The 12,040-nt window shown below is 44.7% G+C and carries 12 protein-coding genes; 4 read left to right on the top strand and 8 right to left on the bottom strand.

Annotated elements, in window-relative coordinates; all coding sequences use genetic code 11:
- Positions 1–15 precede the first annotated feature (15 nt).
- Complete coding sequence (locus tag SGI98_01005; protein ID MDZ4741981.1) at positions 16–489, bottom strand: bifunctional nuclease family protein; 474 nt, start codon at positions 487–489, stop codon at positions 16–18.
- 205 nt (positions 490–694) lie between these two features.
- On the opposite strand from SGI98_01005, the gene speA reads away from it, so the two are divergent.
- Together speA and SGI98_00995 are read left to right on the top strand one after the other, a co-directional pair.
- Positions 695–2,656 (top strand): biosynthetic arginine decarboxylase, encoded by a 1,962-nt coding sequence (gene speA / locus SGI98_01000; GenBank protein MDZ4741980.1) that lies wholly within the window; start codon positions 695–697, stop codon positions 2,654–2,656.
- An 83-nt stretch (positions 2,657–2,739) separates the two neighbouring features.
- Positions 2,740–4,881: an alpha-amylase gene (locus SGI98_00995; GenBank protein ID MDZ4741979.1), complete on the top strand. Its 2,142-nt coding sequence runs from the start codon at positions 2,740–2,742 to the stop codon at positions 4,879–4,881.
- Positions 4,882–4,957: 76 nt separating this feature from the next.
- On the opposite strand, the gene SGI98_00990 is transcribed toward SGI98_00995, so the two are convergent.
- The gene (locus SGI98_00990) at positions 4,958–5,758 is read right to left on the bottom strand and encodes a fumarylacetoacetate hydrolase family protein (GenBank protein ID MDZ4741978.1); all 801 of its coding nucleotides are present in this window, start codon (positions 5,756–5,758) and stop codon (positions 4,958–4,960) included.
- Between the two features lie 357 nt (positions 5,759–6,115).
- On the opposite strand from SGI98_00990, the gene SGI98_00985 reads away from it, so the two are divergent.
- Positions 6,116–6,736 carry a class I SAM-dependent methyltransferase gene (locus SGI98_00985; GenBank protein ID MDZ4741977.1) on the top strand — a complete coding sequence of 207 codons (621 nt, stop codon included), beginning with the start codon at positions 6,116–6,118 and terminating at the stop codon, positions 6,734–6,736.
- A 2-nt stretch (positions 6,737–6,738) separates the two neighbouring features.
- On the opposite strand, the gene SGI98_00980 is transcribed toward SGI98_00985, so the two are convergent.
- The gene (locus tag SGI98_00980) at positions 6,739–7,470 is read right to left on the bottom strand and encodes an FAD-binding oxidoreductase (GenBank protein ID MDZ4741976.1); all 732 of its coding nucleotides are present in this window, start codon (positions 7,468–7,470) and stop codon (positions 6,739–6,741) included.
- Between the two features lie 33 nt (positions 7,471–7,503).
- On the bottom strand, positions 7,504–8,673 hold the full coding sequence (locus SGI98_00975) for a mechanosensitive ion channel (protein MDZ4741975.1): 1,170 nt from the start codon (positions 8,671–8,673) through the stop codon (positions 7,504–7,506).
- A gap of 96 nt (positions 8,674–8,769) precedes the next feature.
- Between SGI98_00975 and SGI98_00970 the strand changes: the two genes are divergently transcribed.
- Positions 8,770–9,453 carry a YggS family pyridoxal phosphate-dependent enzyme gene (locus tag SGI98_00970; GenBank protein MDZ4741974.1) on the top strand — a complete coding sequence of 228 codons (684 nt, stop codon included), beginning with the start codon at positions 8,770–8,772 and terminating at the stop codon, positions 9,451–9,453.
- Between the two features lie 38 nt (positions 9,454–9,491).
- Here SGI98_00970 and SGI98_00965 read toward each other — a convergent pair whose 3' ends face one another.
- From SGI98_00965 to SGI98_00950, 4 genes are all read right to left on the bottom strand, one after another.
- Positions 9,492–9,749, bottom strand: coding sequence for a hypothetical protein (locus SGI98_00965; GenBank protein ID MDZ4741973.1), 258 nt, complete (start codon positions 9,747–9,749; stop codon positions 9,492–9,494).
- Between the two features lie 54 nt (positions 9,750–9,803).
- Positions 9,804–10,313 carry a DUF6807 family protein gene (locus SGI98_00960; protein ID MDZ4741972.1) on the bottom strand — a complete coding sequence of 170 codons (510 nt, stop codon included), beginning with the start codon at positions 10,311–10,313 and terminating at the stop codon, positions 9,804–9,806.
- An 86-nt stretch (positions 10,314–10,399) separates the two neighbouring features.
- Positions 10,400–10,909: a thioredoxin-dependent thiol peroxidase gene (bcp, locus tag SGI98_00955; GenBank protein ID MDZ4741971.1), complete on the bottom strand. Its 510-nt coding sequence runs from the start codon at positions 10,907–10,909 to the stop codon at positions 10,400–10,402.
- A 171-nt stretch (positions 10,910–11,080) separates the two neighbouring features.
- Positions 11,081–12,040 (bottom strand): J domain-containing protein (locus SGI98_00950; protein ID MDZ4741970.1); only part of this gene is annotated, 960 nt, incomplete at its 5' end.

Genomic DNA, 12,040 nt, shown 5'->3' with positions numbered 1-12,040 from the left:
GCTCATCATTTTCGCTTAACCCTCTTCCCCGCTGAAATCAATGTCATCAAGGGATTGTGATTCAATTTTCTGGAGAATGTGACTGACATCTTCTACGGAATCCAACACATCCTTGCCGCAAAATATCTTTGTTTTATAATAAACGGCCAATGCGAGTGCATCACTTGGACGACAGTCGATTTCAATGAGTTTTTTGCCCAATTCATTCTCACATTTTATGAATAGCCTAGCATAAAATGTATTTCCCTTAATCGAATTAATCAAAACCCTATCTAAAACTGCCCCTAGTCCTTGCATAATATTGATTAAAAGGTCATGGGTCAGGGGCCTTTCCTTGGGAATATGCTGTAAAAACATATCGATGGCACTCCCTACACCCCCGTCAACATAAATAATAAAAGTTTTATTATCATTGCCAACAAAAACAGCAAACCCTTGGGGAACCTGATATAGCTTTTTGACCCTTATTTCGATGACATCTTTCTTCACTGCCCTGATTTTAAACGATCACAAGGGCAAGGAGCAAGAGCTTTTCCAAAAGTAATTCACCTCGATAAAGCTGAATATCCTCCAAATATCTAAAACGGAAACAGGCTCCGTAAATTGTGACAAAAATGAAAAATGATTTTTTTTATGAATGTGTAGTTGAATTTCTGCGCCCCTGTCTTATAGATTCTTTCACAGACAAAAAATAATGAGCAAAGCCACTGAAGAAAATCCACAAGGAACCGGCCCATCAAAATGGTCGGTTAAAGACTCCATTGAAACTTATCATGTTGACCGTTGGGGCAACCAATACTTTGGCATCAATGAAAAAGGAAATATCGAGGTCACCCCACTCCAAGAAAATGGGGCTTCAATCGATATTATGGAGCTTGTTGCTGAAGCAAAAAAACGTGGGTTAGGATTTCCTCTACTTGTCCGTTTTCAGGATATCCTCCGACACCGCGTTGACCAAATCAATGGAGCCTTCAGGGAGGCCATTAGCCATTACCAATATAAAGGCCTCTATACCGGTGTTTTCCCCATTAAAGTCAATCAACTCCGCGAAGTAGTCGAAGAAATCCTCGATGCTGGTGAACCCTATAATTTCGGAGTCGAAGTGGGGAGTAAACCCGAGATGTTTGCGGGTTTAGCCATGCATAAGAATCCGGAAAGTCTGATTGTCTGTAACGGGTACAAAGACCCCATTTTTATTCGCACCGCCTTGACCGGCAGGAAACTAGGCAAAAAAGTCATCCTCATTGTAGAGAAACTTGAAGAACTCAAACTCATCCTGCAAGTCGCCAAAGAAATGAATGTCGAGCCTTGGATCGGGATCCGCGTCCGTCTCCAAGCCAAAGGGGCGGGTAAATGGGCCACCTCAGGCGGGGAACATGCGAAATTCGGTCTTTCGACCCCGGAACTCCTTGAGGCTTGTGAAATGCTCAAGCGCCGCAAATTAAATCATTGCTTTAAGCTCCTCCATTTCCATATCGGCTCCCAGGTTCCCGATATTCTGACGATTAAAAAGGCGACACGCGAAGCCGCCCGTTATTATTCAAAGCTCCACCAAATGGGTTATCCCCTTGAATATATCGATGTGGGAGGCGGACTGGGTGTGGATTATGATGGTAGTGGCTCATCCTACGAAAGCTCGATCAATTACTCATTAAAAGAATATACCCGCGACATTATTTTTAATGTTCAAGAGATTTGTGATGCGGAAAAGGTGCCTCATCCGAATATTGTCAGCGAAAGTGGACGGGCACTCGTCGCCCACCATTCAGTTCTGATCGTGAATGTCTTTGGCAGCATTGAAAAAGCCGACCCTGACACGGCCCCTGATTACATCGAAAAGGATCATAAATTGGTCCATGAACTCAAGAGCATCAAGGAAAGTGTTTCCAACAAAGGTTTACCAAAAAACTACATGGAACTCTTCCACGATGCCAAGGAGATCAAGGATGATGTCCAAGACCTTTTCGACTTAGGCATGGCCGATCTCAAACTTAAAGCCAAAATTGAAAATCTTTACTGGGAAATTTGCCGTGAAATCTATGCAAAGGCTAAGCATGAGTCTTATGTACCAGAAGAAATCAGCGATTTAGAGACCCAACTGAGTGATCAGCTCATGTGTAACTTCTCCATTTTCCAGTCTCTTCTAGATCATTGGGCTGTGGGGCAACTTTTTCCAATCATGCCGATCCATAAACTGAATATAGAACCTGACCGCCAATCAAGTATAGTCGACATTACCTGCGACTCGGACGGTAAGATTAAGAAATTCATCGGACTAAAAGAATCACGCGAAACCTTGCCACTCCATGAAGTAAAACCCAACGAACCCTATTATATAGGCTTTTTCCTCATGGGTGCCTACCAGGATATCATGGGAGACCTGCATAATCTTTTTGGTCGTGTCAACGAACTCCACGTATTCCTGGAACCTGATGAACCCTGTGGTTACTATGTAGAAGATATCATCCGTGGCAATACCATCGCCGAAGTCCTGGCCCTTACACAATATAGTGAGGTGGAGCTTTCTCGTTCCGTAAAAAACCAAGTGGATGCGGCTATTAAGCAAAATAAAATGATCCCCTCTGAGGGGATGAAGCTTTTGGATGATTATGAGCGTGGGTTACAGGAATATACCTATCTGAATTTCGGCAAATAATAAGATATTCATTTTCTTGTTCTCGGCGTGAAAACTGCTAATTCTTTTGATTTATCCAGTTAAACACCTAAGGGAATTTATTTATGCTTAATGTTTTTATCCTCTGGCACATGCACCAGCCTGATTATGTCAATCCCCTGACAAAAACAGCCATGATGCCTTGGGTACGCCTCCACTCAGTCAAGGGATACTTCGATATGATCACCCTCTTGGAGGATTACCCTGCCTGTCGGATGAATTTCAACCTGACCCCTGTCTTGGTAAAACAAATTGTCGAGATTACATCTGGAGAAGTTAAAGATCTTTGGCTGGAATGGTCCCGGAAGCCCTCCGGAGAATTAACTTTGGATGAAAAAGCCATCTTACTGGATAATTTCTTTAAGATAAACTGGGATAATCTTATCCGCCCGTTCCCTCGCTATAATGAACTCCTCACAAAACGCGGCTTTTCCATGAGCCCGGAGAATGCTCGGCAAATTGCCAAAGAATGGAGTAATCAGGACTTCTTGGATTTGCAAGTCTGGTATAACCTAGGTTGGTGCGGCTACCGGGCAGAACATTATTTTCCACGTCTAACCACTCTCAAGAAAAAGGGCCGGGATTTTACAGAAGACGAAAAAAACGAAGTTCTAGACATCCACCTCGAAATCATGCAGCTGGTCTTGAGAAAGTATGCAGAACTCGAGGCCAAAGGCCAAGTTGAACTGACCACCACCCCATTTTACCACCCCATCCTGCCCCTGATCTACGATACTCAATTCGCCAAACGCTGCATGCCAGGACGCAATTTGCCCAAACGTTTCTCCCACCCGGAAGACGCTGAAAGCCAACTCCGTCTGGCGGTAGAACAACATGAGCGAGTCTTTGGCCGGAAACCCCGAGGGCTCTGGCCCTCCGAGGGTTCTATCGCCCCGGAATTAATCCCTCTCATGAAAGAAGTGGGTATCGAGTATTTCTGTACCGACGAAGCCAACCTTTTTAGCAGCTTAGAGAACGACCCCGCCTGGAGAGGTCATAAACCCGACCATTTGGAGCTATTCCAAGGATGGAGCGCATCCTACGGTGATAGCAAGGTGAATGCTATTTTCCGCGAACGTCCCCTCTCCGACTTTATCGGGTTTGTCGCATCCAAAAACAGTCCCCAACAGGCCGCCGAGTACCTCCTCCACAATATGGAGCACATTGGATCAGTTACAGATTTTCCAAACAAAATGATCGCCTTAATTCTTGATGGTGAGAATGCTTGGGAACATTTCCCTGACGGGGGCGAAGGATTTCTGAGGAAGTTCTATGATGCCCTTGCCTCCAGTAAAACGCTTAAAACCGTCCGTGGAAGTGATTATTTCGAGGCTTTCCCTAAAACAAAAAACATATCTACCCTCCATACCGGTTCATGGATTAATAGCGATTTTGACATATGGATCGGCGATGATTACGAAGAAAATGCCGCTTGGAATCTCCTCGGGGCAACCCATGATTTCCTGATCAAAAGAATCAATGAGGGTAATGTCCCTGACGATGTACGGAAAAAAGCCTTCAACTCGATCTATGCGGCTGAGGGAAGTGATTGGTTCTGGTGGTTTGGACCTGATTTTAATACTGACTGTGATATGCTTTTTGATGAACTCTTCAGGATCCATTTACAAAATGTCTATCGTTATCTGGGAGCCGAACCCCCTCATGTCTTAAGTATCCCTATCCAACGGGATCAATCAAAGCAAGTTGCGCAACAACCGCGGCAAATGATGACCCCAATCATTGACGGGACGATTTCATCCCTGTCTGAATGGGAAGGAGCTGGCCTTCTCCAAGCCGGTGGTGAAAAAGGGGCTATGTTCCGTGGGGAGAGGATCGTTAATTCGATCCGGTTTGGCTACGATCATACCCATCTTTTCCTGGCACTAGACTTTATTAAATTTAAACCATGCCATTTGCGCTTTGAATTCATCAAACCAGTCTCCTATCGGTTAACCCTCGATTTAAATGGGGACCTAGATCCCTCCTTTAATACCCAAATAAGTTTTGACGGTGAGAACTATCTCTCTCTTGAGGCAGTTTGCTGTGCAAAACATCAGAATATTCTTGAGGCCGCGATTCCCCTAAATCAACTACCTTGGAAAGAAGGAGATCATATTCATTTTATCATGCAGATTCTTGAAAATGGTGTCGAGCTAGAGCGTCATCCTGACAACGACACAATTAGCTTCACTTTATTACAAAACTAGGGGGGGGGAATTCCGGGTATTAAGCAATTTGCTACTTAGTGGGAAAACTATCATTTTCTCCGTTTGATCCAATGGATTATTCATTTAGGACGGGATTGTTTAATGTGCCGATTTTTCCAATTTCGATTGTTACAGTATCTCCCTGTTTAAGCCAACGCTTTGGATTCCTGGCCATACCTACACCATGAGGTGTACCTGTAAGAATCAAAGTGCCCGGTAAAAGTGTTTTGCTCCCACTGAGAAACTCAATAATTGTGGGCACATCAAAAATCATATCATTGGTATTCCAATCCTGCAGAGTCTTCCCGCTGACAATTGTTTTAATTGATAAATCATTTGGATGAGGAATCTCATCGATTGTCACGATCGCCGGTCCGATAGGACAAAATGTGTCGAATGTTTTTCCTTGGCACCACTGAGTGCCTCCAAATTTGATTTGCCAATCCCGAGCGCTCACATCATTAGCACATGTATATCCCAGCACATACTTGAGGGCATCCTCCTTTTTCACATTCTTTGCCGCTTTACCAATAACAATGGCTAGTTCACATTCATAATCGACTTGTTCACTTTTGAGGTGAGTTGGCAAAAGAATCGGATCGCCGGGATTTTGAATGGTATTAATTCCTTTCATGAATACAACTGGGACCTCAGGAATTTTCGCATTCGTTTCTTGGGCATGCAGCTTGTAATTCAATCCTATGCAGAAAATGGAGGAAGGAATAATCGGGGCAAGCAATTTGCACACATTGGCTTTTTGAGTGGAGACTTTGTATTCACCCAATATATCTCCTTCGATGATAAAGGCTGTACCGTCTGTTTGCTCTGAAGCATAATCTATTTTCCCATCACTGTCTTGATAACGTATGATTCTCATAATTTCCTTTAATGTTTCGCGTTCAAACTTGATTATAAATTCACTCGGTATTTAGGCACTTCTTAATTTAACCCTCTCACGGATTCTTGCGCCCTCTTTTTCTCTAATTCCGTCATATTCTCTTCACTAAAAATCGTGGAGCTGATCTTGAGTCAAAGGGCCGAGAGATGCCGCCCGTAGGGAAGCCTTTCACCCCACGCGTCATTTCCCGGATTGCACAGCCATGAGAATCTCTTTACAAACCTCTTTATGTACTGATGACATTTTTTTGTTTTGAATTAGAGCATTTAGGGAGAAGGTCGTACCACCTTATACTGACAGATCAAAATTTTTTAATGTGCAATCATTCAATCATTTATGACTTATCTCAAAAAACATTATAATAAAAAATACTTTGACGAGTGGTACCGACAGCCCGGGCGGAGAGTGAGCACTCGTAATACGGCCATGAGGAAAGCTGCTTTAGTCGTAGGTGTAACCGAGTATTACCTCCAACGCCCGGTAAGAACCATTCTTGATGTCGGATGTGGAGAGGGACAGTGGCAACCCATTCTCAAAAAAATGCGCCCTAAAATCCAATATACGGGAATGGATTCGAGCACTTATGCTGTGGCACATTTTGGAAAAAAGCGGAATCTGGTACTCGGGGAATTCAATCATCCCCCGCCCTGTGTATTATCAGGCTCCTATGACATGATCATTTGCAGTGACATCCTGTATTACCTGCCTGACCTGGTGTTAGAAGAAGGATTAAAAGTGCTTATTCCCCATTTGGACGGAATTGCTTTTCTTGAAGCCTATGCGAGTGATGAAACCCTTACCGGCGACACCCAAAACATGCTCAAAAGAAGCACCCTCATGTACCAGCGACTTTTTAAGAACCTCGGATTACAGCCTTGTGGTTCCCACTGTTATGCCAGTCCGAGTTTATCCGGACAAGTAACAACCCTTGAGCAGGGCTCTGCATCCCCAGTCTGAGGTTATCCCCACTTTTCGAGGCGCATCTGGGCTTTAGGGACACCGAGATCTTCGACGACTAGTTTCTCTGTGGCCAGAACAAGATCCGTTGGCCCACAAGCGTAAAAAACTGTTTTTGTCAGGTCTCGGATCTGTTCCTTAATCCATTCGGCATTGATCCGTCCCATGTGCCCGGGCCATACTGGCCCCGTATAAGCATGTTCGGCAGTCACACGTGTACAAGTCACTTTGAACTCAAAATTTGGGTTAGCAACAGCGAGTTGCTTGAACTCCTCATCAAAAATGATTTCCAAGGGATTCCGCACCGTGTAAAGTAGAACCGCGCGGGTAGGCAATTTGTCATGGTTGATGTGGCGGATAAAACTACGGAATGGGGTGACCCCACTCCCTCCTGCAATCATGACGACATCATTTGTCGGATCTTCCGGAAGGTTGAATTTACCCACCGGTGGAATCACCATGAGTTTCGAACCTTCCTTGATCACATCATTGAGAAGGGCTCCAAAGTGTCCGGCACGTTTGACACTAATTTCGAAGCAACCACGATCATATTGGCAGGATGACAGGGAATAAGCCCTTTTTATTTTCGGATCTTCAGGAAGGTATATAGTAATGAATTGACCAGTCTTAAAGTCATAATCCACTCCCTCTGGCCAACGCAGTAGGAAAGTTTTTGTATCTCCTGCCTCTTGGGTGACTTTTCCCACATTCATTTCAACTATTTGTTTTGCCATACAGAAACCTTGTCTTGTCGTTAAAGAAAATAATTAAACCTTATTATTTGCTACAGATCTGCTAATTTCTATCGTTTGTGTAGGAAAAGCAAAGGATAATCCTGCTTCATCAAATTTTTCCTTAATTTCCAAATTCAGCTCGGAAACAATCCGGCTAAATTCCCCAGAATTTTTGTATTTTGCGTAAAGAAAACTCTTCAAATCCAAACTGTAATCGCCCAGTTTTGAAAAAAGGGTAGTATGTCTGACGACCTGTGGATGAGCTTCATAAATAGTACTGAGGACAGCAATTGCACGTTCAATATCCTTCCTTGAGGCCGAATACGGCAAGCCGATGGCGAGGTCGATTAAGCTGGCTCCTTTGGACGTCAAATTCCGGACTTGGCGGTCAGCAATTTCACGGTTCGGCAATGTCACTATTTCTCCCGTCATGGCAGAAAGCTTGATACTGCGCAACCCAGTCTTGAGCACAAACCCGTCATAATCCCCAAAACGAATCCTGTCTCCTACTTTAAAAATCCGGTCAAAAAGGATCGAAATAGAGGCAAAAACATTGGCCAAGGTATGTTGAGCCGCAAGTGCCAATGCAGCCCCTAGAAATCCCAAACCAGTTAAAAGGGGAATAACTTTATCCAACCCCACAATGGCATTAATAATAAATACCCCGACAATCAAGATCACTAGCACCTTGAGTATATTAACCAAAAGCTGAACAAGTTGTTCATCAATATCTGATTCCTCAACATTCTGTGTTTTCAGGTAAATATCCGCACCTACATCAATCATCCGGAAAAGGCCGATAAGAAAAGCCAATCCGTATATCGCCGGGAAAAGTGTGAAATGAATCCTATTCCATAACCACCCTGGCAAATAAAGGATATCCACCCCGACACTCAGGAAATAGGAAAAAACGAGAATAGCCAGCGGCCAACGGACCGCTTTTACAATATCCCTGCTAAGACGAGTTCTTTCATGTGAAACAAAAAACCTCATGAGATAGTCGGAAAACCAGACAATAAGTAATCCCAATAGTAGACCGAGCGTAAAAATCTGAAAGAAATCAAACCATACTTGGATTGTAGTAAAATCCCGGATTGCTTCAATAGTCCTTCCTAACTGGGCCGAAACCGGTAGATCATCGATTTTGAATGATCCGGCTAAATTTGTTGAGGCCTGTTCCATCTGGTTTGTTAATGTCGGCATGACTGAGGCAGAATCTAGGCATTCCAGACACAGAGCGCAAGATCTAGGTCATGAAAATTACTCCCCTTCTGTCCTGATTTAATCTACAGTACCCTTATGACTTTGGAAGAAAGAATAGACTCTATCCACGCGCAAATTGCCCAATCAGCCTCAAAATCTGGTCGTTCCTCGGATGATATCCTCCTTTTAGCCGTCAGTAAAAAGATTGCCCTTGATGCCATGGAAGATGCTTATCGTAGTGGAATTAAGGATTTCGGGGAAAGCAAAATTCAAGAACTCAAAACTAAAGTCCCCCTTCTTCCCTCAAGCATCCGCTGGCATATGATCGGACATCTCCAGTCAAACAAAGCCCGGGAAGCTGTGCAATTTGCTGAATTAATCCATTCCGTGGACACCCTAAATCTCGCCTCTGAGATCCATCAATGTGCAGAAAAAGCCGCTAAAAACCAAAAAGTACTCGTCGAGGTAAATGTCGCCGGTGAGGCGACTAAATTTGGGGTGAAACCTGATTCCCTGGAGCAACTTGCTGTAGCAGTCAATGAAATGCCTCGGCTGGAACTGCATGGGCTCATGTGCATGGCTCCCTACTCCGATGATCCAGGAAAAGCTAGGCCTTATTTCGCTCATCTGCGCAATTTGCGCGACAGATTAGAATCCCATCTCGGTTATCAACTGCCTGTCCTCTCCATGGGCATGAGCGGGGATTTCACTGTGGCCATCGAAGAAGGCTCTACCATCGTACGTATAGGAACCTCTCTTTTCGGCGACCGTTTAAAGTAATCCCCATTCAGCAAAAATAAGACTTCGTAAAATAACGATTACAAATCTTGGACTCTCACTTGATAGTGATCCTCGATTTTATCACCTTTTTTCAAGATAACCTCGGATTCATTTGTCGGCCCGAGACTGTGAAACGGAAAGGGCATGTCACGGACATAACACATATACCCCTTATCATTGTGCATTTTGACGCTGACTTTGGGGATCGGGTGTATTCCGTCCATATTTCCGATCATTTCGACTGAACGCGCCTTTTTGCCCATTCCCTCGGCCATCGGCAGTGTCTTGCCATCCATTTTCAAGATATTCCAACCGATCGTCCCGACAAAATTCCAGCCAAACCGGACTGCTCACCCGTGGTAATTGACCGTTTGACCATTCGGCAGAGGTTCACTCCAATTGCTTTTCACCATTATCATGTCACGTTGTGCGCTTAAATCTGTTTTCCAAGTCCAAATGAATGCCGAGAGTGTGCCATCATATGAGCAAAAACCCGAACGCGTCTCCGTAAAATATATCTCCGAGGATTCAGCCGAAAGCCAAGTCAGTTTCTCGACAAATCCGGCTTCCCTACCACTCTCAACGATTTTCTCGAATGAATCATGGCGTTGTCGCCCGACTTTATCGGCAGGAGTGATTTCTATTTCCTCCCAGAAATTCATTCCTTTCGCACGCAAGGAATACATCACCCCCTTGTGGTGTTTATGATCATAAGGAGCAGCCAAACTCACACAATGTCCGCGTGGGGAATTCAGCGGATGTAAATGGGGCTTGTAAGCGACTGTGAAACGGTACTGCCCAGCAGTCTGTCCTCCACAGGTAAAAAGAATATCTTGCGAATTCTGATAAAGCTTAATCATGTCTTCAACGCTATAAACAAAGTGCCCCCACGTACGAGAGCATTCTGGGAAAATCTTCAAAATTCACGAGTCAAAACAAGTCTTCTTTAGTTTAACGCATCAAGAACTTCACCATAATGCACTGAAACACTGACTTTAGGGAATATTTTGGTAATTTTTCCAACTTCATCGATGATGAATGTGGTTCGTTCTACCCCCATATATTTCCGGCCATACATACTCTTTTCTTTCCATACACCGTAAGCCTCACAAATGGTTTTTGATTCATCCGAGACGAGGGAAAAATTAAGGTTGAATTTCTCTTTGAATTTCAAATGCGCTTTGACCGGGTCCGGACTGACCCCGAGGATCACAGCCCCCTTTTTGGCGATTTCCTTGAAACCGTCCCTGAAAGCACAAGCCTCGGTGGTACATCCGGGTGTATCGTCTTTTGGATAAAAATAAAGGACCACCTTCTTTCCTTTGAAATCTTTCAGGGCAATTTGCGCACCCGTTTCATCCACTGATTTGAACTCCGGAGCTTTTTGCCCCGCTTTCAGGAGAGTTTCCACTTCGACCTTTTTCATTTTTGGCGATGTTTTCTGGGGGGTCGTCATAAATTAAAAATTCCTCCTAGGGTTGCTACATAATCTTGTCATATTTTATTATCCGTCAAGTGTCATATTGATATTCCTGAGAAAAACTAATTCCAGCTTGGAAGAATATCAAAAAAGTCAATTCATCCCTCTCCCATCCTTAACTTACGGCGATGAGAGGCACTCACCTGACTACTCATAAGTCTGCTGCAATTTGCGCCAAAGCTCTTGCTGTTCGTCCGTAGCGGTCTTGGGAACCTCTATATTTATCACCACATAAAAATCGCCATAGACCTCTTTGCCTTTGGGTAGGCCTTTACCCCGGAGCCGGAGTTTTTGCCCGTGTTGAGCCCCTGCGGGGATTTTTACGGAGACGCGGCCTTCGATCAAGGGGACTTCAGCTTCTCCACCGAGTACCACGGCCCACGGCATCAGTTCACAATCATAATAGATATCCGAGTCCTGCACTCGCAAGTCTGGATGCTTTGTAAACCGGACACGAAGATAGAGATCTCCTGATTTTCCTCGCCCGACTCCTTTGCCCCCCTGCCCAGCCAAGCGTATCTTTTGGCCTTCCTTGACTCCTGCCGGGATTTTGACTTGGAAAGTTTCGGGGGTTACCTCCCCTGTTTGAGGATTTGTCTTCTGCACCTTTACCAGTCGGTCTGAACCTTTCAGGGCCTCCTCTAGAGTCACCATGATATCACCTTCGATATCATTACCCTCGGCAGAATACCCTCCCCTTCCTCCATATCCTCCTCCGCGGATAGCCTCATCATCCTCACCGCCAAATCCACCACGGGATCCTCCAAACATCTGCTCGAAAAAGTCGCTGAATCCTGTTCCGTTAAAATGGTACTCAAAACCGCCTGGGCCTTGGGCGGTGCGTGGACGTCCTGGCCCTCTCATCCCACCGGAGCCGGGAGCCCCGCCAAATCCACCCATCCCCCCACTTTGCCAGTCAGGCCCTAACGTATCATATTTATTTCTTTTCCCGGCGTCACTCAAAACCTCGTAGGCTTCATTGATTTCCTTAAATTTCTCTTCCGCCATTTTCTTGTCCTTGGCGACATCAGGATGAAACTGGCGGGCAAGCTTACGGAAAGCTTTTTTTATTTCGTCTTGGGTGGCAGTTTTAGCCACCCCGAGAAT

The sequence above is a fragment of the Verrucomicrobiota bacterium genome (assembly GCA_034440155.1).
GTDB lineage: Bacteria > Verrucomicrobiota > Verrucomicrobiia > JAWXBN01 > JAWXBN01 > JAWXBN01.
The sequence above is the reverse complement of the archived record's forward strand: the minus strand, read 5'-3'. Positions and strand labels throughout refer to the sequence as shown.